Origin of the sequence: Rhizobium sp. SEMIA4064, from assembly GCF_003025035.1 — a bacterium.
GTDB classification, from domain to species: Bacteria; Pseudomonadota; Alphaproteobacteria; order Rhizobiales; family Rhizobiaceae; genus Rhizobium; species Rhizobium paranaense.
The window spans coordinates 131681-153304 of record NZ_PYJN01000019.1 but is presented as its reverse complement, the minus strand read 5'-3'; the positions used below and the strand labels follow the sequence as shown (position 1 = coordinate 153304).

General features: G+C 59.6%; 21 protein-coding genes. 11 read left to right on the top strand and 10 right to left on the bottom strand.

Going from position 1 to position 21624, the window contains the following annotated elements; translation table 11 throughout:
- Position 1: 1 nt before the first annotated feature.
- The gene (locus tag C9E91_RS14490; protein WP_107108999.1) at positions 2-811 is read right to left on the bottom strand and encodes an ABC transporter ATP-binding protein; all 810 of its coding nucleotides are present in this window, start codon (positions 809-811) and stop codon (positions 2-4) included.
- 235 nt (positions 812-1046) lie between these two features.
- On the bottom strand, positions 1047-2063 hold the full coding sequence (locus C9E91_RS14485; protein WP_107108998.1) for an ABC transporter substrate-binding protein: 1017 nt from the start codon (positions 2061-2063) through the stop codon (positions 1047-1049).
- A gap of 184 nt (positions 2064-2247) precedes the next feature.
- Between C9E91_RS14485 and C9E91_RS14480 the strand changes: the two genes are divergently transcribed.
- Positions 2248-3216 (top strand): LysR family transcriptional regulator, encoded by a 969-nt coding sequence (locus tag C9E91_RS14480; protein WP_107109439.1) that lies wholly within the window; start codon positions 2248-2250, stop codon positions 3214-3216.
- On the opposite strand, the gene C9E91_RS14475 is transcribed toward C9E91_RS14480, so the two are convergent.
- The gene (locus C9E91_RS14475) at positions 3204-4001 is read right to left on the bottom strand and encodes a creatininase family protein (RefSeq protein ID WP_107108997.1); all 798 of its coding nucleotides are present in this window, start codon (positions 3999-4001) and stop codon (positions 3204-3206) included. The genes C9E91_RS14480 and C9E91_RS14475 overlap by 13 nt on opposite strands.
- 327 nt (positions 4002-4328) lie before the next feature.
- Between C9E91_RS14475 and C9E91_RS14470 the strand changes: the two genes are divergently transcribed.
- A complete protein-coding gene (locus C9E91_RS14470; protein ID WP_107108996.1) occupies positions 4329-4868 on the top strand; it encodes a flavin reductase in 540 nt (179 codons plus the stop codon).
- Here C9E91_RS14470 and C9E91_RS14465 read toward each other — a convergent pair.
- The 3 genes from C9E91_RS14465 to C9E91_RS14455 are packed head-to-tail and all read right to left on the bottom strand — an operon-like array spanning position 4844 to position 6594.
- A complete protein-coding gene (locus C9E91_RS14465) occupies positions 4844-5635 on the bottom strand; it encodes an alpha/beta fold hydrolase (RefSeq protein WP_107108995.1) in 792 nt (263 codons plus the stop codon). The two genes, C9E91_RS14470 and C9E91_RS14465, sit on opposite strands and share 25 nt — an antisense overlap.
- Before the next feature lie 28 nt (positions 5636-5663).
- Positions 5664-5963 (bottom strand): branched-chain amino acid transport AzlD family protein, encoded by a 300-nt coding sequence (locus C9E91_RS14460; RefSeq protein WP_107108994.1) that lies wholly within the window; start codon positions 5961-5963, stop codon positions 5664-5666.
- A complete protein-coding gene (locus C9E91_RS14455) occupies positions 5956-6594 on the bottom strand; it encodes an AzlC family ABC transporter permease (RefSeq protein WP_107108993.1) in 639 nt (212 codons plus the stop codon). The genes C9E91_RS14460 and C9E91_RS14455 overlap by 8 nt, the downstream gene beginning before the upstream one ends.
- Positions 6595-6842: 248 nt before the next feature.
- Between C9E91_RS14455 and C9E91_RS14450 the strand changes: the two genes are divergently transcribed.
- Positions 6843-7301 (top strand): Lrp/AsnC family transcriptional regulator, encoded by a 459-nt coding sequence (locus C9E91_RS14450; protein ID WP_107108992.1) that lies wholly within the window; start codon positions 6843-6845, stop codon positions 7299-7301.
- A gap of 151 nt (positions 7302-7452) precedes the next feature.
- On the opposite strand, the gene C9E91_RS14445 is transcribed toward C9E91_RS14450, so the two are convergent.
- The 3 genes from C9E91_RS14445 to C9E91_RS14435 form a co-directional block, all read right to left on the bottom strand.
- Positions 7453-8457, bottom strand: coding sequence for an NAD-dependent epimerase (locus C9E91_RS14445; RefSeq protein ID WP_107108991.1), 1005 nt, complete (start codon positions 8455-8457; stop codon positions 7453-7455).
- A gap of 14 nt (positions 8458-8471) precedes the next feature.
- A complete protein-coding gene (locus C9E91_RS14440) occupies positions 8472-9794 on the bottom strand; it encodes a UDP-glucose dehydrogenase family protein (protein WP_107108990.1) in 1323 nt (440 codons plus the stop codon).
- 117 nt (positions 9795-9911) lie between these two features.
- A complete protein-coding gene (locus C9E91_RS14435; RefSeq protein ID WP_107108989.1) occupies positions 9912-11012 on the bottom strand; it encodes an RDD family protein in 1101 nt (366 codons plus the stop codon).
- A gap of 188 nt (positions 11013-11200) precedes the next feature.
- Between C9E91_RS14435 and C9E91_RS14430 the strand changes: the two genes are divergently transcribed.
- The 4 genes from C9E91_RS14430 (at position 11201) to C9E91_RS14415 (ending at position 17440) form a co-directional block, all read left to right on the top strand.
- Positions 11201-12499 (top strand): amidohydrolase family protein, encoded by a 1299-nt coding sequence (locus tag C9E91_RS14430; RefSeq protein WP_107108988.1) that lies wholly within the window; start codon positions 11201-11203, stop codon positions 12497-12499.
- A gap of 115 nt (positions 12500-12614) precedes the next feature.
- Complete coding sequence (locus tag C9E91_RS14425) at positions 12615-13469, top strand: GNAT family N-acetyltransferase (protein ID WP_107108987.1); 855 nt, start codon at positions 12615-12617, stop codon at positions 13467-13469.
- 226 nt (positions 13470-13695) lie between these two features.
- Complete coding sequence (locus C9E91_RS14420) at positions 13696-14991, top strand: adenylosuccinate synthase (RefSeq protein ID WP_107108986.1); 1296 nt, start codon at positions 13696-13698, stop codon at positions 14989-14991.
- Positions 14992-15052: 61 nt separating this feature from the next.
- Positions 15053-17440 carry a hypothetical protein gene (locus tag C9E91_RS14415; protein ID WP_107108985.1) on the top strand — a complete coding sequence of 796 codons (2388 nt, stop codon included), beginning with the start codon at positions 15053-15055 and terminating at the stop codon, positions 17438-17440.
- Between the two features lie 84 nt (positions 17441-17524).
- Here the strand turns inward: C9E91_RS14415 and rpoH are convergent, their stop codons facing one another.
- Positions 17525-18433 carry an RNA polymerase sigma factor RpoH gene (rpoH, locus tag C9E91_RS14410; protein WP_107108984.1) on the bottom strand — a complete coding sequence of 303 codons (909 nt, stop codon included), beginning with the start codon at positions 18431-18433 and terminating at the stop codon, positions 17525-17527.
- A gap of 515 nt (positions 18434-18948) precedes the next feature.
- On the opposite strand from rpoH, the gene C9E91_RS14405 reads away from it, so the two are divergent.
- From C9E91_RS14405 to C9E91_RS14390, 4 genes are all read left to right on the top strand, one after another.
- Positions 18949-19830, top strand: coding sequence for an NmrA family NAD(P)-binding protein (locus C9E91_RS14405; protein ID WP_107108983.1), 882 nt, complete (start codon positions 18949-18951; stop codon positions 19828-19830).
- Positions 19831-19860: 30 nt separating this feature from the next.
- On the top strand, positions 19861-20235 hold the full coding sequence (locus tag C9E91_RS14400) for a hypothetical protein (RefSeq protein ID WP_107108982.1): 375 nt from the start codon (positions 19861-19863) through the stop codon (positions 20233-20235).
- 70 nt (positions 20236-20305) lie between these two features.
- A complete protein-coding gene (locus C9E91_RS14395; protein ID WP_107108981.1) occupies positions 20306-21022 on the top strand; it encodes an SDR family oxidoreductase in 717 nt (238 codons plus the stop codon).
- 94 nt (positions 21023-21116) lie between these two features.
- Positions 21117-21578 carry a MarR family winged helix-turn-helix transcriptional regulator gene (locus C9E91_RS14390; protein ID WP_107108980.1) on the top strand — a complete coding sequence of 154 codons (462 nt, stop codon included), beginning with the start codon at positions 21117-21119 and terminating at the stop codon, positions 21576-21578.
- Positions 21579-21624 lie beyond the last annotated feature (46 nt).

Sequence of the window (21624 nt, the reverse complement as noted above, 5' to 3'; positions counted from 1 at the left end):
GTCAACCAATGGCTTCGATCAGGGAACGGGACACTTTTTCACAAACCTGACGATATTCCTCGGAAGACCGGTAGAGCAGGTCGCGTTCGCCGCTGGTGTCTAGGGGAAAGTCGGTGTGGACACGGCCAGGGCGCGCCTTCATCACGACGATGCGGTTTGAGAGATAGGCTGACTCATAGACGGAATGGGTGACGAAGATCACCGTAATGCCGGTCGACTGCCACAGCCGCAGCACATCGTCGTTGAGCCTCTGGCGGGTGATCTCGTCGAGCGCTGCAAAGGGTTCGTCCATCAGCAGCAGCTTCGGCTTGGTGACCAGCGCGCGAGCGATGGAGACGCGCATCTTCATGCCACCGGACAATTCACGCGGATAGGCATCGGCGAAATCCTGCAGGCCGACGGTCGCCAGTGTTTCCATAATCTGGTCATAGGCTGCCACTTTGGAGATGCCGCGCAGTTTCAGCGGCAGGTGGACATTGCCGAAGACGGTCTTCCAAGGCAGCAGTGTCGGCTCCTGGAAGACGAAACTGATATCGCCCTCCGGCAGGCCCTTGGAGTTGATGCGCGAACTCGGCCAGTCGATCGTACCGCTGGAGGCTCCGCCGAGGCCCGCGATAATCCGCAGCGCCGTCGACTTGCCGCAGCCCGAGGGGCCGAGCAGGCTGATAAACTCGCCGCTCTCCACCGTCAGCGACATGTCGGACAGCGCCAGGGTGCCGTTGGAGAATATCTTCGATACCTTGTCCATGACGACGAGTGGCCGCTTGCGTGCTTCTGTCGAGGGGGCAGCGGTTGCATTGGGTATGATCATCGTTCGGCTCTCTGTCGATGTCAGCAATCGGCTTCAGAGCAAGAATTGCCCCTCACCCTAACCCTCTCCCCACTGGCGGGGAGAGGGGACTATCTCGTCATGCCTGCCGATCTCAATCACCATGGCCTGTGGCGGCAGTTGCAGCTCTTGTCGTTCGGCGGTCGCGCCTTTGGCTCTGTCGTTCCCTCTCCCCGCGAGTGGGGAGAGGGCTAGGGTGAGGGGCTCTATTTGACCGTCACTTCTTCAGGCTCATCCCGACGCCTTTGCAGGCGAACTGCGGATCGAATGCTTTCTTGTAATCCGTATCAGCGGTGAACATCTTGATCTGCACCATCTCGTCGAAGAATTTCTTGTAGTGCGCGTCGGTGATGCAGCCGATGCCCTTGTCGAGCGCGTCGCCGGATTCGACAATGCCGTATTCCTTCATCTTGGCGATAGAATAGGCGATCTGGCCATCCGTCATATCGGGATTGTCTTTCTTGATCAGATCGTTGGCCGCTTTGTTGTCGCCATAGAGGTAGTTGTACCAGCCTTCGATCGAGGCGCTGACGAAACGCTGCACGAGATCAGGGTTCTTTTGAACGAGCGACGTCTGCGTGGTGATCATCGTCGAATAAGGCGAATAGCCGCTGTCGGCGAGCAGGAAGACCTTCGGTTCCCAACCGGTCTGCTTCTGGATTTCATAGGGTTCCGAGGTCAGGTAACCCTGCTGCGCCGATTGCTTGTCGGCGAGGAACGGCGCCGGGCTGAAATTGTAAGGCTTGTATTGCTCGTCCTTGAAGCCGGGGAAGTTGGCCTTCATCCATTCGAAGAAAGTAACGTAGCCGTCCTTGCCGAGGAAAATCGTCGGCAGCTTGGCAATATCTTCGAACTTATCGACGCCGGCGTCCGGATGGGCGATCAGCACCTGCGGGTCCTTCTGAAAGATCGCGGCAACGTCGACGATCGGAATGCCCTGTTTGACCGCATCAATTTCCTGCTGCGGGCTGCCCATGTAGAAGTCGATTTTGTCGGAAATCAGCAGCGCCTGATTGGCGGCGTTCGGGCCACCCTGGACGATTTCAACATCCAGGCCGTATTTTTTGTAGGTGCCGTCGGCGATCGCCTGGTAGAAGCCGCCGTGTTCGGCCTCCGCCAGCCAGTTGGTTCCGTACGTCACTTTGTCGAGGGCGCTCGCCGGCTGTGCGGCGGCGACAGCGGCCACCAAGCCCATGACGGCGAGAAATGCTTTGGTCTTCAATGCATTGGACATGGCCGGTTGTTCCCCTTATCTGCCATGGGACGCCGCGATTGACGCCCATTTTCCGCATTTGAGCGATTGCGTTGCGCTTTGAAAAGCATCAAAATTCGTGCGCATTGATGCCTTTTAGGCATCTCAGCTCGCGCTCGTGCCTAAATTGTGCGGCCTGGGCAAAATTTATGCAATGGGGATGAGCATGCTGCACTCGAGGCGACTTCTTTATATCAACGAGATTGCCCGCTGCGGCTCGATCCGCAAGGCGGCGGCGAGGCTCAATGTGGCGTCGTCGGCGGTCAACAGGCAGATCCTGGCGTTGGAAGAAGAGATGGGAGCGCCGCTATTCGAACGACTGCCGCGCGGGCTCAGATTGACGGCGGCGGGTGAGCTCTGCATCGAGCATATCCGCGAGGTGCTGAAGAACTACGAGCGGCTGGAAGGGCGCATCCGCAGTCTCAAGATGCAGCAGGCCGGCAAAGTCAGGATCGTCACGACGGTCGGGCTTGCTTCCGGACCCTTGCCGGAGATCATCGCGCGTTTCCTGTCCGAACATCCGCGCGTCTTCATTCAATTGCGCAACGATGCCGGCTCCACGACCATGGCGCCCGTCTTGTCCGGCGAAGTCGATGTCGGCCTCGGCTTCAACATTCCGGCGACACCGGGCATCCGTTCGCTCGGCAATTTCGATATTCCGATCGGCGTCGTGCTGCCGCCGGGGCATCCTCTGATCGGGCCTGGGCCGATCAATCTCGCCGATGTCGTGGAGGAGCGGCTGGTGCTGGCGCAGCCGGGCTCCAGCCTGCGCGAGATCATCAATCTGACGCTGGCGCGGCTATCGGTGCAGGTCGAGCCGGTGCTGGAAAGCAACGCGTCGGAAATGCTGAAGCAACTGGTCAAATGCGGGGCGGGGCTGACGCTGTTGAACCCGCTCGACGTCATCGCCGAATGCCGGCGCGGCGAGCTGGTGTTCCGGCCGATCGCCGAGCCGCATTCGCGGCATCAGCCGATGAAACTCTTTGCCCGCACGCGAGCGCCGCTCGATGCGGCGACTAGCTTGTTCGTGGAATATCTGCTTGCCGAACTCGCCGGCCTGGTGGAAGAACTGCAGGCGAAGGGACACATCCTGATGGTGCCGGAACGCCGCCGGCCGGACGCCTATTTCGAATAGAGGTTCGACAGGGGATAGTCCCTGAGATCGCGCAGCAGTTCAATGAAGCCCTGCACCTGATGGCGGCAGATGAGCGCGCCCTTTTCCGCCGTGCCGTTGGCGGCATTGCCGACGACGCCGTTGGAATTGAGATCGTGGGCGATCCAGGCGAGCGAATGCGGCGGCAGCGGCTGCAGATAATTCGACTGCTCCTTCATCCATTCCGCCTTGGAGACGAAATTTTCGGCCTTGTCCATTCGCACCAGCTCGGGGCGGAAATGCAGCATCAGCGAGGTTTCTACGTCGCCGCCATGGATGCCGTAACGCTGCTCATGGTCGCTGATCATGCCGTCCGGCGTGCCGAAGCGCGTCCATTGCGTGGCGACGACCGCCATTTGATGGCGCACGCGCAATTCGCGCGCGACGATGCCCATGATGTCGAGATTGCCGCCATGCGAATTGACGATGACCATCTTGCGGATGCCGGCCTCGGCAACCTTGGCGCCGATCGCGGTCCAGACCGGGATCAGCAGCTCGGCGCTGAGGGAGAGCGTGCCGGGGCCGTAGATATGTTCGTTGGCCTTGCCGATTTCCTGGGTCGGCAACACCAGGAAGTCGAGATCGTCAGGGCGTTGCGCCTTCAGTTCGGCCAGCATGCCGTTGGCAATGGCCACGTCGGTGGCGATCGGCAGATGCGGGCCGTGCTGTTCGGTCGAGGCGATCGGCAGGACGGCAATGGTGGTGTCGGGCGAAAGGCCAGCGAAATCATAGGTCGTCAGTTCGTTCCAATAGAAGGGCTTCGCCATCGCCATTTCCTCTCATGTGCTTTCTCTTATAACGGATACGGCAAGGGTGATGGCTAGGGAAAGCATCAATTTGTGGCCGTGCCGCTGCCTTTTTGTGTGCACCCCGGATGATGGCCGCTGCGAATCCCGGAGTTAGCGTCTCGTTTGCGCATGAGGGGAGGAGATGCGCGAAACGTCGACAGGAATTGTTTTTTCTTTTTGTATATAGATTTTATAGAAAACTTATTGCTCTTCAGGTGTGGGTTCTGAGAAACATCGTTGCTTGAGACAAGCGTCTCGACCCTCTAATTTTGCCAGGGTCCGGCACAAACGGTGGGGATGATGGGAATGAACATGAAAACATCCGTGGCGATCGAGAAGGCGGTGCCTGTTGCCGATCCAGATGTGGTCAAATCCGAGTTCCGCAATGCCATGGCGCGGATGGCAGCGGCCGTCAGTATCGTGACGACCAATGGACCTGCGGGGCTTGCCGGTTTTGCCGCAACAGCCGTCTGCAGTGTCTCCGACAGCCCGCCGACGCTGCTCGTCTGTCTCAACCGCACCGCTTCGGTTCACCCTGCCGTTACGGAAAACGGCGTGCTTTGCGTTAACGTGCTTTCCGAGGGGCATCAGGACCTGTCGCGCCTCTTTGGCGGCAAGACGCCGGTGGCGGAGCGCTTCGCTGCGGCTGCATGGTCGGAACTATCCACCGGTTCGCCGGCGTTGGAGGATGCGCTCGTCTCGTTCGATTGCCGCATCGTGCATCGCGCCAATGGCGGCACGCACGATATTCTGATGTGCGAAGTCGATGCCATCCGCCAGCGCGGCGGCGGGCAGGGGCTTATCTATTTCGATCGGGCCTATCATCCGGCGGGGCTGGCCGAATAGGCCAGGAAGTCTTCGATCACCTTGATGACCTCTGCTGGACGTTCGCGATGTGGCGAATGTCCGGTGTCTGGAAGAATATGGAATGATCCGCGCCCTGCCGCGATCCGACGTGGATGGGCAAGCGAACCATATTCATCCCGGTCGCCGTGAATGGCGATTACCGGACAAGGCAGTCTCTCAAGTGCTGCATCGAGGTTCCATTCGGCGAAATCCGGAGCAAGCCAGGTTTCGGTCCAAGCGCGCAGCACCCAATCAGCTTTGTCGCCATGATATTTGGCAAGCCGGGCAATGGTGTCGACCGACGCAAATTCCTGCTGTGCGGTCCTGATGCCTTGCAGCGTCCTATCTTCCACGAAAGCCTGGGCGGCGATGGTGATCACAGCATTGCACCCGGCGAGCCTGGCTCCCGTTTCCACCGCCATGCCGCCGCCCACGCTGTGCCCGCAGGCGATAAATTCCCGAAGCGCCAATTGCTCGCAGAGGAGCGGTACGACGCGCTCGGCTTCCAAGGCAATGAAGTCTCGCTCCAAAATGTCCATGCGAGCATCGGAGCGGCCAAAGCCCAATCTGTCGTAGGCGATCACACGTCGCCCGAGAGAATGGGCGAGCAAACGCGGGAAATCTCTCCAGAGCGCGACGCATCCGAGAGAGTCGTGAAACAGGATGATCGGCGCCTTGGAATTCAGATCGCGTGGTGCCCATGACTTGGCATAGAGGCGCCCGGCGGGGCTCTCAATCCAGTGCTCTGCTTCCACGATCTCTGTCATGTTTCCAGCCTGCCTGAAGAGCGGGGATTCACGCCAACATGTGGCGAAGGATACCAGCCGAAGCGATCGAGATCAGCACCGTCGGAAGCACGGGCAGTCGGGTCGCCGCCAACATGGTGAGCGCAAGGGTGATGAGATCGGCGGGGCGTCCGGTGACGAAGCCCGGCGCGATGACCGTGATCAATACGCAACCCGGGGCGTTCTCCATGACCGTGCGCAAACGGGGGCTTAGCGTGCGGTTGCGCAGGAAGACGTATCCTCCGATACGCGTCAGATAGGTGACCGTTGCCATGCAGATGATGGCGATAACAAATGAAGGATCAAACATCGGTTCGCGCCAGCAGGAATGCAGAGAGTACACCGGAGAGCGCCCCGCCAGGAACATACCAAGCTCCAGGAAACACTGCGTATGTGGTTGCAGCGACGAGCAAGCTGACCAGCCAGGGAAGCGCCGCCTTTGCGCCTTTCCACATCCCGGCGAGCATCACGAAAAATACAGCCGGGAATGCCATGTCAAAGCCATAGCGCGTGACATCGCCAAGAACGGGGCCCACGAATGCTCCTATCGTCGTGAAGATGACCCAACTGAAATAGAGGCCGAGGGCGACGCCGAAGAAATAACCGAGGCTCAAGGTCGTGTTCGACTTCTTTGCGTCGGCGAGCCCTATTGCCCAGCTTTCATCGCACATGAAGAACAGTGCTACGAACGCCTTTTTCTTCGACAGATGCCGAATAAAGGGAGCGAGCGCCGCACCCATCAGCAGGTGGCGGCTGTTGACCAGAAAAGTGATGGCGACAATGAGGAGGACATGCGGGGGCGACGTCCAAAGTTCGACAGCCGCGAACTCCGATCCGCCCCCGAAGTTCAATCCCGTCATCAGGGGCACTTCGCCAAGACTGAAGCCTTTATCGGCTGCGCGTGCGCCGAGTACCAGGGCAAAAGGCACGAAGCCCAACATCACCGGTGTCGAATCCCTGAGGCCTCGCCACCCCTCTGAGCGTCCTTGCGATCGGACGCTGACATCACCTGAAACATAGTCCGTCACCGGCCCAACCCCTTCCCATTTCTAATTGCCGACACCTTGGGCGACATAGGAGGGGGACAATAGCGCAGTCGTTCGCGATCTTGGTTGCGTTTTACGGCCGAAATCCTCAAAAATTGGCATGCTGTGCCAATGATCCTGTGCTTTTCGGGTGGAAAACTCCAATGAAACTTGATTCCTTAGATCGCGCGATCCTCCGCGTCCTGCAACAGGATGGGAAAATCCAGAACACTGAGCTCGCTGCAAAGGTCGGACTGTCTCCGTCTCCATGCCTGAGGCGGGTCAAGTTGTTGGAAGAGGCCGGTATCATCAAGCAATACGTCGCCATCCTCGACCCCGCAAAGCTCGACATGGGCTTCACCGTTTTTGTCCGGATATGGCTTTTCAGCCAGGACGAAGAGACGACGACCGCTTTCTATGAGGCGGCCGAAAAGCTTCCACAGGTGGTCGAGTGCCACCTTATGGCAGGCGACTGCGATTTCCTCCTCAGGGTCGTCGCCCCGGATCTGGAGGGATATAGGCGGTTTCAGATGGAACACCTTGGCCGCATCAAAGGGGTCAGAAACATCAAGACCGAAATTCCGATGCAGAAGATCAAGCAGTCGTGGCAAGTGCCAATCTGATGCTGCTGTCTCCGCTTCCGGCTAGAGCAGTTCAGCGCTTCAGGAAATCGCTGAACTGCTCTATCTCTTTGTTTTCACGCAATTCCGGGCGGAAAGGGGCTCACGCACTTTTCTTGAAATTGCTCTAGGGGCCGCCTATGGCGGCATCGGCTCAATAGTTTTCCTGATACCATTCGACGAAACGGCGCACGCCTTCTTCGACTTCGATCTGCGGTTTGAAGCCGGTCAGCGCTACCAGCAGGTCCGGAACGGCATAGGTATTGTGCACGTCGCCGGGCTGCATTGGCAGCATGTGGTGGATCGCCTTCTTGCCGAGCATCGCCTCGATGGTTTCGACGAAGCTCATCAGCCCGACCGGCTGACCGCCGCCGATATTGACGACGCGGAACGGCGCGTGTTTCGACAAGGTGTCGCCGATGGTCTCCGAAACGATGCGATTTTCTTCCGAAGGCACGACACCGATCAGTCGGACGATGCCCTCAATGAGATCGTCGATATAGGTGAAATCGCGGCTCATCTTGCCTTCGCCGTAGATTTCGATCGGCCGGTCGTTCCTGATGGCGTCGACGAATTTGAACAATGCCATGTCGGGACGGCCCCAGGGACCGTAGACGGTGAAGAAGCGGAAGGCGGTGGTCGGAATACGAAAGAGATGGGCATAGCTATGCGCCATCAGCTCCATGCTCTTCTTCGTCGCCGCATAGATCGTCATCTGCTCGTCGGCCTTGTCACTCTCCGCGAAGGGGATCTTCTCGTTGGCGCCATAGACGGAGGAGGTGGAGGCCAGCAGCAGGTGCTTCGGCTGGAGGCTTCTCGCCAGTTCCAGCACATTGAATGAGCCGGTGACGTTGGAATCCACGTAGGATCGCGGGTTTTCCAGGCTGTAACGCACGCCGGCCTGTGCGGCGAGATGGACGATGACGTTAGGTTCCGCCAGTTCAGCAGCGTGATCCAGGGCTGCCTTATCCTCCAGCATACCCGTCACGGCCTTGAAGCCATTGGAGCGGGCGAGGATCGCGGTGCGCTTTTCCTTGAGCCTGACGTCGTAATAGGGCGTCATGCCGTCGAAGCCGACCACGAAATGCCCGTCATCGAGCAGGCGCTTGGCGAGATGGAACCCGATGAACCCGGCGGTTCCGGTAATAAGATAACGCATTCGTCGGCCTTTGCTTACAGTTCGGCGCCATTCATGGGTCTGCCGATGCTGGTATAGGCAAACCCGTGCTTTGTGACCTCGTCATGGCGATAGATGTTTCTGAGGTCCACGAGGACGGGGGCTTTCATGACGGATTTCAGCCGGCCGAAGTCGAGCGCGCGGAACTGGTTCCATTCCGTAATGATGACGAGCGCATCGGCGTCGCGCGCTGCGCTGTAGGCATCGTCGGCATAGGCGATGTTGTCGATGAGCTGGCGGGCATTGTCCATGCCTTCCGGATCGTAGCCGGTCACAGCGGCGCCGGCATCCTGCAGCGCCTGGATGATCGAGATCGCCGGGCTGTCGCGCATATCATCGGTATTCGGCTTGAAGGTCAGGCCGAGCACAGCAATGGCCTTGCCCCTGATATCGCCGCCCATGGCCGCGATCACCTTGCGGCCCATGGCGCGCTTGCGGCTGTCGTTGATCGAGATCGTCGTCTCGATCAGGCGCACGGGGCTATCATAGTCCTGCGCGGTCTTGGCTAATGCCAGCGTATCCTTGGGGAAGCAGGAGCCGCCATAGCCTGGGCCGGCATGCAGGAATTTTGAACCGATGCGGCCATCAAGGCCGATGCCGCGCGAGACTTCCTGCACATTGGCGCCGACTTTTTCGCACAGATCGGCCATCTCGTTGATGAAGGTGATCTTCATGGCAAGGAAGGCATTCGCTGCGTATTTGATCAGCTCCGAGGTGCGACGAGCGGTGAAGAGCAGCGGCGCCTGGTTGAGATAAAGCGGCCGGTAGACCTCGGTCATGACGCCACGGGCGCGATCGTCATTGAGGCCGATGACGATGCGGTCGGGGCGCTTGAAGTCCTCAATCGCCGCGCCTTCGCGCAGGAATTCCGGATTGGAGACGACGGCGACATCGGCATCCGGATTGGTTTCGCGGATGATGCGTTCGACCTCGTCGCCGGTGCCGACCGGCACGGTCGATTTGGTGACGATGACGGTAAAGCCCTTGATGTGCTGGGCGATCTCGCGGGCGGCGGCATAGACATAGGAGAGGTCGGCGTGGCCATCACCACGGCGCGACGGCGTGCCGACGGCGATGAAGACGACGTCGCTCGCGGCAACGCTGGTTTCGACATCGGTCGAGAAGGAAAGGCGGCCGGCGCGGACGTTGTCGGCGACCAATTGTTCAAGGCCGGGCTCGAAGATCGGGATTTCACCCCTTCGCAGCGCCTCGATCTTGCCGGCGTCCTTATCGACGCAAATCACGTTGTGGCCGAAATCGGCAAAGCAGACGCCGGACACAAGACCCACATAACCCGAACCGATCATCGTGACGTGCATGAAACTTCAATCCTTTTGCTAGCGATGGGTGCGCACGCTACAGCGCAATCCCTTCATTGGCAGTTGTTGTCGCTTATACACATGATCGCCGATGACGCCTATACGCGATGGCGCGCGTCACGGAGATGTCACGTTGAGCGCAGAGATTTCGCTCTGGTCGGTTGCAATGGTTGAAAATAACGCCTCGGCAAGATCGGTGGCGCCGGTCGTGTCGTCAACTTCCTTGCCGCGCGTGTAGACACTTGTTTGCCAGCAATCACGTCCTTGAACCGCCACGGTAATCTCGATGGCGGTTGAGAGCCCGTCAAAGCCGGAGGCATGAATACGCAGGGCGGAAATCCCACCCACGGTTACAGGCTTCCAATCGTCGATGACTTTGAAGTGTTGCTGCACAACCGGCTGCAATATGGCAGCATAGGAAGCGTTGTCGATATTGTTGCCGGACCAGCGTTCATATCCAAACTGAACCATAGATAATAGTGATCGACTGCTGCGGAATTCGTAATATCTATTCGGAGGCGCGGCCGGTATGCTCTTGACCTGCCAGATCCTGCTGATGGCAGTGATTTTCGACGTTACTGGGTTTTGCCAGGCATAGGTTTGCAGATGCCACGGCGCATTTCCGCGCTCGCTTACGGTGAGCATCGTCGCGCCGATTGCAGTTGCTATGATAGCGATGGCACCCAGGACTTCGCGAACCGGCGTCAATCGCATACCGGTGATGCTGGCCCGACCTTCGTCATAGCTGGCGGGCAATCCGAGAGCGACGCGCTGTCTTTGCACGACCATCGTGAGTGCGGAAATCAATGGAAAGCCACATCCGAAGCCGGCGGCAAAAACGGCCAGCTCTCTGCGCAAATGGAAACGGAATGTGCCGTTGCCGTTCAATGGCCGGACTTTGATACCAAAGATCGCCTTTCCAGGCGTTGCTCCGAATACGGCCATTACCAGCGCCAGAACGACGGACGTAATAAGAAGCGCAACCATAACAAGAGGAAGGAGATACCACAGCATGCCGGGAGCAAGGTATATTGCGACAATGCGCGCGTCCGGCAGTGCCATTTGAAGATAAGCTGATGGGAAAAGGCGTGAAAAGAGCAGTTCCGCGAGATAATTCGATGGCAGATAAAGGAGCGAAAAATCGATCATTCGCGCACCCCACCGCTGCCAAGGGGGAACAGAATTGACAGTGGTCGCCGTGTGGGCTGATTCGACCATGATTTCCACATATGCTTGTATTTACTGATTCTCGAGAGAAAGTTGCGGAAAGAGCGAATCGAGTCAACTCACTGTCTGCACCTCGATTCTTGTGACATCGTGTGCCGGCGCTGTACGAACCGTTCATTTCATCGCCGTTTCGCACTACATATCCGTCTTGTCGCGCTTCAATCCAAAGGCAATTCCCGATGTCATTCGATCTCATCGTCCGTAATGCCAGCCTTCCCGATGGCCGTGAGGGTCAGGATATCGCTATTGCTGGCGGCAAGATCGTGGCTGTGCAGCCGGGCTTGGAGGGAGAGGTGGAGCGTGTGATCGATGCCGGCGGGCAACTGGTTTCGCCGCCGTTCATCGATTGCCATTTCCATATGGATGCGACGCTGTCGCTTGGCCTACCGCGGCTGAATATGTCGGGCACGCTGCTGGAGGGTATCGCGCTCTGGGGTGAGTTGAAGCCGCTGTTGACGCATGAGGCGGTGGCAGAGCGGGCATTGCGCTATTGCGATCTTGCGGTGTCGCAGGGGCTGCTCGCCGTGCGGACCCATGTCGATATCTGCGACGACCGGTTGCTTGCCGTCGAAGCGCTGCTGGACGTGAAAAGAAAAGTCGCGCCCTATCTCGATCTGCAGCTCGTCGCCTTCCCGCAGGACGGCTATTACCGCTCGCCGACGGCGGCAGCGAATCTGGAGCGCGCCCTCGATCTTGGCGTTGATATCGTCGGCGGCATTCCGCATTTCGAGCGGACGATGGAGGACGGCGCGCGTTCCGTGCGTGCGCTCTGCGAGATCGCTGAAAAGCGCGGTCTGAGGGTTGATATGCATTGCGATGAGACCGACGATCCGCTGTCGCGTCACATCGAGACGCTGGCCGCCGAAACGATACGGCTCGGGCTTCAAGGCAGGGTGGCCGGCTCGCACCTGACCTCGATGCATTCGATGGACAATTATTATGTCTCCAAACTCCTGCCTCTGATTGCGGAGGCAGGCGTGCATGCGATCCCCAATCCGCTGATCAACATCGTGCTACAGGGGCGGCATGACACCTATCCAAAGCGGCGCGGACTGACCCGGGTCAAGGAGATGCGCGAATTCGGCATCAATATCGCCTTCGGCCAGGATTGCTGCATGGACCCTTGGTATTCGCTCGGCGGCGCCGACATGCTGGATGTCGCCCATATGGGGCTGCACGTCGGTCAGTTGACGTCGCGCGAAGCGATGCGGTTCTGTTTCGACGCGGTCACCGTCAATCCGGCCAAAGTGATGGGTCTCGACGGTTATGGGCTCGAAGTCGGCTGCACCGGCGATCTCGTCGTGCTGCAGGCTCGGGATCCGATCGAAGCCGTTCGCATGCGCGCCACGAGGCTCTTTGTCGTCCGGCGCGGCAAGGTGATCAGCGAGACGCCGGCGCGGATCGCAAGCCTATCGCTCGAGGGTCGGCCGCTATCGGTCGATCCGGCTGCCTACGCGCCAATGCCACCAAGAATTTAACCAGTTAGGCATATCATCGCATATTGCTTGTGATTGTTATCGCGTTGCAGCATGATGAATTGGGCATAATCGTTCAGGCGGGGACGATGCCCAGGGGGCGATTCAGGGCTGGTTTATGAAGTCAACTTTTGCCGTGCGTACAATGCGGGCTGGGGAATTGGAGCTCGCTCTCGAATGGGCGCGGCAAGAGGGATGGAATCCCGGTGTCGATGATGCCCTTGCCTTTTGGGAGGCGGATCCTGCCGGCTTCTTTATGGGTACGATCGGTGAAGTGCCGGTCGGCTGCATTTCCGTCGTGCGTTATGGCGAAAGCTTCGCCTTTCTCGGCCTCTACATGGTCCATCCCGAATTTCGCGGCAAGGGTTACGGCAAGGCGCTATGGAAGAAGGGCATGGCGTTCGCGGGCCATCGTACCATCGGTCTCGACGGCGTCGTCGCACAGCAAGAAAATTACCGTCGCCACGGCTTTGAGACGGCCTATCGCACCCTGCGCTATGGCGGCATCCCGAAAATGCCTGATAAAGGCGGAGCGAGTGCGGATGTCGGTCCGGTCACGCAGGACAAGCTCGAAGGCTTGCTCAGGTATGATGCCGCCATTTTCCCGGGGCTGCGTTATTCCTTCATCACGGCCTGGTGCGGCGCGCCGGAAAAACGAAAATCCGTCATGGTCGGCAGCGGCAGCAAAATCCGGGGCTACGGCACGATTAGGCGCTGTTTCGAGGGATACAAGGTCGGCCCGCTGTTTGCGAACAGTTCCGATGTGGCGCTGGATTTGCTGGCCAAGCTGGTGCCCGAGGCGAAGGGGCGGCCTGTCTATCTGGATGTGCCTGCAGACAATGCCGAAGCGATAGAGCTTGCCGAAGCCTTCGGGCTGTCGCCGGTGTTCGAGACGGCACGAATGTATCGTGGTGCAGCACCCAAAACCACACTTGACCGGGTCTTTGCCGTGACCACGCTGGAACTCGGCTAAACGTCGCTCTTTGGCGGCCAGACGATTGATTCTGCTGCCTGGCCGAGCACCAATATTTTGCAGGTGAACGCGCACCGATGGGAAAAATCCTGTTGGGCGCGCTGATTCGTCACGTAAAAAGCCGAATCTCCTGAGACAACAGGGTCGCTTTCCCAAAAACAAAGTTTTATAGATGCGCGGGTTTGAGCAAGGCGCGCCTCTGCGCGCAGGAAGCGGGAATGGAGAAATGACGAACGTAGTTGTGATCGGTTCGCAATGGGGTGACGAAGGCAAGGGCAAGATTGTCGACTGGCTTTCGGAACGTGCCGATGTGATTGTGCGCTTTCAGGGCGGGCACAATGCCGGTCATACGCTGGTTGTCGACGGTATCAGCTATAAGCTCGCGCTGCTGCCCTCGGGCCTCGTTCGCGGCAAGCTGAGCGTCATCGGCAATGGCGTCGTCGTCGATCCCCATCATTTCGTCGCCGAAGTCGAAAAGCTGCGCGCTCAGGGCATTGCGGTGACGCCTGACGTACTGCGCATCGCCGAAAACGCTCCGCTGATTCTGTCGCTGCATCGTGACCTCGATGCCCTGCGCGAAGATGCGGCCTCCAACAGCGGCACGAAGATCGGCACGACGCGCCGCGGCATCGGCCCGGCCTATGAAGACAAGGTCGGCCGCCGTGCCATCCGCGTTATCGATCTTGCTGAACCGGAAACGCTGCCGGCCAAGATCGATCGGCTGCTGACGCATCACAACGCGCTGCGCCGCGGCATGGGCCTGGACGAAATTTCCTTCGATGCCCTGCACGAGGAACTCACCTCCGTCGCCGAAGACATTCTTCCTTATATCGACCAGGTCTGGCGGCTGCTCGACGAGCAGCGCAAGGCAGGCGCGCGTATCCTCTTCGAAGGAGCCCAAGGCGCTCTGCTCGACAATGACCACGGCACCTATCCCTTCGTGACCTCGTCGAATACCGTGGCTGGGCAGGCAGCCGCCGGTTCCGGCCTCGGGCCGACGGCGCTCGGCTATGTGCTGGGCATCACCAAGGCCTATACGACGCGCGTCGGCGAAGGACCTTTTCCGTGCGAACTGCATGACGAGATCGGCCGGCATCTGTCGACGGTCGGCCGCGAGGTCGGTGTCAACACCGGTCGCCCGCGCCGTTGCGGCTGGTTCGATGCCGTGCTGGTTCGCCAGACCGTGAAGACCTCCGGCATTACCGGCATTGCGCTGACCAAGCTCGACGTGCTCGACGGTCTTGACGAGCTGAAGATCTGCGTCGGCTACAAGCTCGACGGTAATGAGATCGACTACCTGCCGGCGAGCCAGGCGGCGCAAGCCCGCGTCGAGCCGATCTACATCACGCTCGAAGGCTGGAAGGAATCGACTGTCGGCGCGCGCAAATGGGCTGATCTGCCGGCACAGGCGATCAAGTATGTCCGGCAGGTCGAAGAGCTGATCGGCGCACCTGTCGCGCTGCTTTCGACCAGCCCGGAGCGCGAAGACACCATACTTGTGACCGATCCCTTTGAGGGCTAATGTCGCGGATCAATGACGAATCCCGGTTCAGCCACGTGCCGGGCATCATGAGAAAGTACTGATGGCGGATTTTGTAGCAGTCATTCGCCGGGCCGTTGACGGCCTGGCCGAAAACACTCCCGAGATGCGGGTCAAGGTTTACGAGCGGGCTCGTGGTGCCGTTCAGCGGCAGCTTGAGAGCATGAAGCCGCGCCCGCCGGAGGAGATGCTGCGCCGTCAGCTCGACAAGCTGGAAGCCGCGATCGTCGAGGTAGAAGCTGAGCATGCGGAGGCGTTGCCGCTGGCTGAAGAGCCGGTAGCGGAAGCGCCTTCGGTGCAGGAGGAGCCGCAACATGAGCCCGCTGAAGAGCATCATCTTGCGCAGGAACACCATGCCGAGGAACCGGAGCCGGCCCATCAGGAGGCTCACGCGCATGAGGAGCCTGCCGCTTCCGAGCCCTTGCACGAAGAGCCGGTATATGAAGAGCCGGTACACGAGGAACCCGCCTACCAAGAGCCAGTCCATCAAGAGCCTGCTTACGAGGAGCCCGTCTATGAGGAGCCCGTGCATGCTCAGCATCAGGCCGCGGAGGAGCATCAGCCGGTAGAGGAATGGGTCGACGCGCCGCAGGAGCAGGCACCCGCGGCTGTTCATCACGACGAGGCCTATGCGGAGCCTGTCGAAGAGCATGTGCATCAGGAAGAGCCGGAGCATTATGCGGAGGAGGTGCCGGCGGTTGCCGCCGAGCCCGAATATGTCGCTCCGCAGACGCATGCTGTTCATCAGGCGCCAGCCGATAATGTTATGAGCCAGGTCGAGGAGATTTGGGCCGAGGTCGATGCGCGGGCAAAGCGGGCTGAATCCGAGCCGGTGACGGCAGCCGTCATGCCCGCTGCCGCCTTTGCCCCGGCCGTCTTCGGCCATCCGGTAGAGCCGGCCCCCACGGCGAAAGCACCGGCGAGCGACAAGGCCTTTGCCTGGGATGCAGATGTTTTCGAGGAGCTGCAATCGGTGCCGGCGCCAGCCGTCAAGCCGGCGCAGCCTGGCCGGCAGATGCCGGACAACGCTTTTGACGATGTCGATCTCTTCGCCGATGTGCATTCCTCGCCCAAGGCAACGCCGAAGAATGATGCGGCCGAAGATGGATGGCGCGAGCTCAAGGAGCTCGCCGGCTTCAACAAATTCGCCGAGGGAGACCGTGGCGGCGGTCCTGCCGTTCCGCCGGATCTCAGCCGGGCCATGGCATCGAAGCTGCAGGGCAAGAGCTTCCGCATGGAGCCGAAGCGCCGCCGCTTCGGTGTGACCGGTATTATCCTGACACTGGTCGGTCTCGCGATCGTCGCCGGCGGCGGCTATGCCGCCTGGCGGAACCGCGAAGCGCTCAACAAGATGGTCGCCGACCTCATCAGTTCGGCGCCGAAGACTGCGACCACTCCCGCCACCGAGACGGCTAAGAACAACAATACGACCGCTCCGGCCACGAATGCGCCTGCCGCTTCCGCGCCGGGCGCGACTGCTCCGGCGCAAAACAACGCCGCCACGCAGCAGCCGGCGGCCGGCAACACCAATGTCGCCTCGCTCGACAACGACGCCAACACGGTCAACTCCAAGTTCACGCAGCGCCTGATGGCGAACGGCGCGGAAGAGGATGAAGGCCCGGCAGCGGGCGGACAGCCGGGTGTCGCTGAAGGCAAGTCCGTGGCCGAACAGAATGTGGCCGCTGCTGCTCCGACAAGAGGGGCAACCGCACCCGCCAACAATGCGAATGCCGCGCAGGCTCCTGCCGCGACCGCGCCGACCACGACACCGCCGTCGACCGACCGGCAGGCATCGGCTCCTGCCCAGCAGCCGCCTGCCACCCAACAGCAGCAGCCAGCGACCCAACAGCAGACGGCGCCGGTAACGGATGGGCAGAAGGTGTTCCTCTATGAGGAGCGTCTCGGCCAGACGTCGCCCACGGCTTTCGAAGGCACGGTCACCTGGTCTCTGCAGGAAGGCAAGGGTGAGGATGGCCGGCCGGAACCGTCCGTCCAGGGCCTCATCAATGTGCCCGAGCGCGGCCTGACGGCGACAATTACAGTGTCGCGCAATACCGATGCCTCTTTGCCGGCAAGCCATCTGGTTGAGCTCGCTTTCCAGGTTCCGCCGAATTTCGAAGGCGGCGCCATCGACAGCGTGCAACGCATTGCGCTCAAGTCGACGGAGCAGGATCGTGGCGACGCCCTAGTCGCTGTGCCGGCCAAGGTGACCGACGACGTCTATATGGTCGCGCTCAACGATTTTCCGGATGCGCGCAAGACCAATCTCGACCTCCTGAAAACCCGCAACTGGATGGATATTCCCGTGGTCTATCGCAATGGCCGTCGCGCATTGCTGACCATGGAGAAGGGGCCGAGCGGTACAGACGCCTTCAACAAGGCGATCGCCGAGTGGCAGGCGCTTGGCGGCGTCGCTTCGAGCGGCCAGTAAGCGGTCTCAAACTGCCGGAATCAAAAAAAGGCGGGCCTTGCGGTCCGCCTTTTTGTTGAATTCATTCGGTAATAACCGGAAGCACTATGCGGTGGCTTCGACCACACGCAATGCCTTTGCGCGTTCCAGCGCGTCCTTCTGCACGGCTTCCTGCACCTTTTCGAAGGCGCGGACTTCGATCTGGCGGACGCGCTCGCGGCTGATATCGAACTCGGCCGAGAGGTCTTCCAGCGTCACAGGGTCTTCTGCGAGACGGCGAGCCTCGAAGATGCGGCGTTCGCGGTCGTTCAAGACGCTCATGGCGCGTGCCAGCATGCGGCGGCGCGTATCAAGCTCGTCCTGCTCGATCAGCACGTCTTCCTGACTGTCGTGATCATCGACAAGCCAATCCTGCCACTGGCCGGAATCGCCCTCGGCGGCCTTGATCGGCGCGTTCAGCGATGCGTCGCCCGAGAGGCGGCGGTTCATCGAAACGACCTCCTCCTCGGAGACCTTCAGCTTCGTGGCGATCTCCGTAACATGTTCCGGCTTCAAATCGCCGTCATCGATGGCCTGGATGCGGCCCTTCAGGCGGCGCAGGTTGAAGAACAGACGCTTCTGATTGGCGGTCGTGCCCATCTTCACCAGCGACCACGAACGCAGGATATATTCCTGGATCGAGGCCTTGATCCACCACATGGCATAGGTTGCCAGGCGGAAGCCACGTTCCGGGTCAAACTTCTTCACGGCCTGCATCAGGCCGACATTGCCTTCCGACACGACCTCGCCGATCGGCAGGCCGTAGCCGCGATATCCCATGGCAATCTTCGCCACGAGGCGCAGATGGCTTGTGACGAGCTTATGCGCAGCCTGACGGTCTGCATGTTCCGCGTAGCGCTTGGCGAGCATGTACTCTTCCTGCGGCTCCAACATCGGGAACTTGCGAATCTCGTCGAGATAGCGGTTGAGGCCGGCTTCACCGGCGGTAATGGACGGCAAGGTATTACGGGTCATGAATGCACCCTCCTATTCGAGATCTGGCCCCTTCTGGAGACGTATTGCGCGCCCTTTGCGAAGCAGACCAAGGCGTGCAGGTCGTGAAGACCCCGCACTAAACCAACGTGTAGATAAGTACGGCAAAACAGTGATTCAAGAACGTAGTCACGCAAGAGTTACCCCGGCGCGACAGCTATGCCCGCCGTAACGTTTATCTCTGAGACTATCTTCCCGAACGCTCCGGTCCTGTGAGATTTTGCCGCTTCAGTCCCCAAAATGCGTTGCCTTTGGGTAGCTGAGGGCACGTACCGGAGTTCGGTTTCACAAAATTATTATAGGCGGCGAAAGGGCGGGCGTCCAGTCACGCATTTTGCGGTATTCGGCAACAATTGCAACCAATGGTGATCGACCTCTCCCCTTCGATCCATCAAGGCGAAGTGTGCGTTCATAAAAAACCTCGACGATAAGAGTATATGCTCCTATATCGATATAAGTAAGAGCATATGCTCTTATTTAACGATGGAGAAGCGATTATGAGCGAGGCTGAGATACTTGTAAGCGGTGCAACGGGACGGACCGGAGGCGCCGCTATCGACGAACTCCTGAAGATGGGTAAAAGTGTGCGTGCCTATGTGCGCTCGGACGATGAGCGGGCGGCGGCGCTGAGGCAGCGCGGTGTCGATATCGCCGTCGGCGATTTCACAGACATCGATCACATTAGGGCGGCCATGGAAGGCATCCGGTCGGCCTATTTTCTTCACCCGATCGCACCAGGCATCCTTGGCGCTTCGGCCTATTTTGCACAGGCTGCAAAGGAGGCCGGTGTTACCGCGATCGTCAACATGTCGCAGATTTCGGCGCGCCGGGAGTCGGCAAGCCATGCAGCTCAGGACCACTGGATATCCGAGCGGGTCTTCGACTGGTCAGGTGTTCCGACGACGCATCTTCGCCCGACCTTCTTTGCCGACTGGCTCGTCTATCCCCATTTCGCAAAGGAAATCTGGGCCACAAAGAAGATCGAGTTCCCCTTTGAGAGCGGGCGGCACGCGCCCATCTCCTCCGATGATCAGGGTCGTGTGATCGCTCATGTGCTGGCGAATCCGAAGGGGCATGAAGGCAGGATCTATCGGCTCCATGGTCCGGTCGAGATGAACCACACGGAGATCGCCGCCGTCATGAGCGAGGCGCTTGGTGCGAAGATCGAATATGCGCCGTCCTCGATAGAGGCGTTCAAGGGCAAGATGGAAAATCTCTACAAGTTCCCGCCGTTCCTTGTGCAGCACCTCGTCGAAGTCGCCCAGAACTATCGCGACGGCATCTTCTCGGGAACCAATGATGTGGTCGAGACGATTACCGGAACTCCGGCGCTCTCGGTCCAGCAATTTGTCTCCAACAATCGCGCCGCCTTCGCGTGAATTCCACGAAGACAAATCGGAGATTCTACAATGTCACATGCTCAAGATGAACGTCATCCCTTTCTGGACGACCTGACCGCCGACGCGGAGCTGACCAGCTCCGTGTTGCGAGGTTCCGTCATCGGACGCGACGAGATCAGGCTCGCCGTGAATGCCGTCGGAACCTTCTATCCTTCGCAGACGCCGACGTTCCTTCAGGTCGTCGGCTCCCGGCTCTTCCTCGAATATGAGGCCGTTCTGACGAACGGGGAGAGGCTGACCGCCGTCGTGGTCGTCGATCACGCCTCCGACGGCTCGGTGCCCCGGGTCAGCGTGCGGATGAGCCCGCTTGGCTCGGTTCTATCACTCGCCGCCCATTTGCGCGGGGCGCTCTCCGGGCAGTTGCCCGAAGACATTTTTCTTTGAACCCAACCGATCGCCAGGCCAGCGACAAACATCTCTACGCTGACCTGTGGCCCCAGAAAGGAAAATTGCTATGGACATCGCCAACAACACAGTCTTCATCACCGGTGCCAATCGTGGCCTGGGCCTAGCCTTCGCACGCGAGGCACTCCGCCGCGGAGCATCGAAGGTCTATGCGGGCATGCGCAACACGAGCGGCTTCAATGAGCCGGGCATGGTCCCGGTCAAAATCGATGTCACGGATAAAGCATCGATCGCCGCAGCCGCGGAACTGGCAACGGATACGACGCTATTGATCAACAATGCAGGGATCGCCGCCCTAATCAACGGGCCTTTGGCAGATGATGTCGAAGCGCAGTCGCAGCGCCTCTTTGATACCAATTATTATGGCGTGGTGCGCGTCTCGCAGGCCTTCGAGCAAATCCTGTCGGCCAAACCACATGCCGCCATCATCAATGTGCTGTCCGACATCGTCTGGCTTCCGCGGCCCTTTCTGACACCTTATGCGGCATCAAAGGCGGCGGCGTGGAGCTATACGAACCAGCTTCGCTTCCACCTTCGCGATCGCGGCATCGAGGTCCTTGGCTTGCATGTCGGATTCGTGGATACCGATCTGACCAGCGGCATCGACGTGCCGAAGGCCAGCCCGGAGGATGTTGTGCGCCAGACCTATGACGCACTCGCCGCTGGCAAGAGCGAGATCATGGCCGATCAAGGGACGGTGCTGCTGAAGAGCACACTTGCGGACGAAGTGCCCGGCTACATCGCCCCACCGGAGGGGCTATTCTAAATCCGGCGATGCCGGGAATTGCTATGGGACGCGGGGCTTCCTTGGGCTTCGCGCCCATGGCTCGGGTAAAGAATGAAATCGAAAGGAAATTAAAATGTTGTCGGCCAACCAACCGCTTGGAATCGATCAGTGCAACTGCTCCGCCATGAGAAAGGCGAGCCGACAGATCACGCGGTTTTACGATGACCATCTTGAGCCAGTCGGGCTGCGCATCACGCAGTTTCTGATTTTGGCGGCTCTCGAGGAGGCTGACGGTGCCACGGTCAACGTTCTTGCCGAGCGGCTCGATATCGAGCGGACGGCGATGGGAAAGATGGTCGGCTTCCTGGAACGCGACGGGTTCGTTAGCATCAAGCCGTCTCCTGCAGATCGCAGGGTTCGTATCGTTGAACTCACCAAGGACGGCCGTCTCCTGCACAAGAGAGCGGAACCTCTCTGGGAGAAGGCCCAGCAAGAATTCGAGCAGTTAAACGGGGGCGCAAACATCGCAACTCTGCGCCAGGGACTGAGACAAATCACGATCGGCGATGTCGCGAAGGCCTCACCCGAAAACTAAAGCCTCGGACTGATTCCTGCGAATTGCAAGCCATACCGGTGGCGCT

Coding starts and splice junctions, on each gene's coding strand:
- C9E91_RS14490 (WP_107108999.1), bottom strand. CDS start 811: ATGATCATACCCAATGCAACCGCTGCCCCCTCGACAGAAGCACGCAAG.
- C9E91_RS14485 (WP_107108998.1), bottom strand. CDS start 2,063: ATGTCCAATGCATTGAAGACCAAAGCATTTCTCGCCGTCATGGGCTTG.
- C9E91_RS14480 (WP_107109439.1), top strand. CDS start 2,248: ATGCTGCACTCGAGGCGACTTCTTTATATCAACGAGATTGCCCGCTGC.
- C9E91_RS14475 (WP_107108997.1), bottom strand. CDS start 4,001: ATGGCGAAGCCCTTCTATTGGAACGAACTGACGACCTATGATTTCGCT.
- C9E91_RS14470 (WP_107108996.1), top strand. CDS start 4,329: ATGAACATGAAAACATCCGTGGCGATCGAGAAGGCGGTGCCTGTTGCC.
- C9E91_RS14465 (WP_107108995.1), bottom strand. CDS start 5,635: ATGACAGAGATCGTGGAAGCAGAGCACTGGATTGAGAGCCCCGCCGGG.
- C9E91_RS14460 (WP_107108994.1), bottom strand. CDS start 5,963: ATGTTTGATCCTTCATTTGTTATCGCCATCATCTGCATGGCAACGGTC.
- C9E91_RS14455 (WP_107108993.1), bottom strand. CDS start 6,594: ATGTTGGGCTTCGTGCCTTTTGCCCTGGTACTCGGCGCACGCGCAGCC.
- C9E91_RS14450 (WP_107108992.1), top strand. CDS start 6,843: ATGAAACTTGATTCCTTAGATCGCGCGATCCTCCGCGTCCTGCAACAG.
- C9E91_RS14445 (WP_107108991.1), bottom strand. CDS start 8,457: ATGCGTTATCTTATTACCGGAACCGCCGGGTTCATCGGGTTCCATCTC.
- C9E91_RS14440 (WP_107108990.1), bottom strand. CDS start 9,794: ATGCACGTCACGATGATCGGTTCGGGTTATGTGGGTCTTGTGTCCGGC.
- C9E91_RS14435 (WP_107108989.1), bottom strand. CDS start 11,012: ATGGTCGAATCAGCCCACACGGCGACCACTGTCAATTCTGTTCCCCCT.
- C9E91_RS14430 (WP_107108988.1), top strand. CDS start 11,201: ATGTCATTCGATCTCATCGTCCGTAATGCCAGCCTTCCCGATGGCCGT.
- C9E91_RS14425 (WP_107108987.1), top strand. CDS start 12,615: ATGAAGTCAACTTTTGCCGTGCGTACAATGCGGGCTGGGGAATTGGAG.
- C9E91_RS14420 (WP_107108986.1), top strand. CDS start 13,696: ATGACGAACGTAGTTGTGATCGGTTCGCAATGGGGTGACGAAGGCAAG.
- C9E91_RS14415 (WP_107108985.1), top strand. CDS start 15,053: ATGGCGGATTTTGTAGCAGTCATTCGCCGGGCCGTTGACGGCCTGGCC.
- rpoH (WP_107108984.1), bottom strand. CDS start 18,433: ATGACCCGTAATACCTTGCCGTCCATTACCGCCGGTGAAGCCGGCCTC.
- C9E91_RS14405 (WP_107108983.1), top strand. CDS start 18,949: ATGAGCGAGGCTGAGATACTTGTAAGCGGTGCAACGGGACGGACCGGA.
- C9E91_RS14400 (WP_107108982.1), top strand. CDS start 19,861: ATGTCACATGCTCAAGATGAACGTCATCCCTTTCTGGACGACCTGACC.
- C9E91_RS14395 (WP_107108981.1), top strand. CDS start 20,306: ATGGACATCGCCAACAACACAGTCTTCATCACCGGTGCCAATCGTGGC.
- C9E91_RS14390 (WP_107108980.1), top strand. CDS start 21,117: ATGTTGTCGGCCAACCAACCGCTTGGAATCGATCAGTGCAACTGCTCC.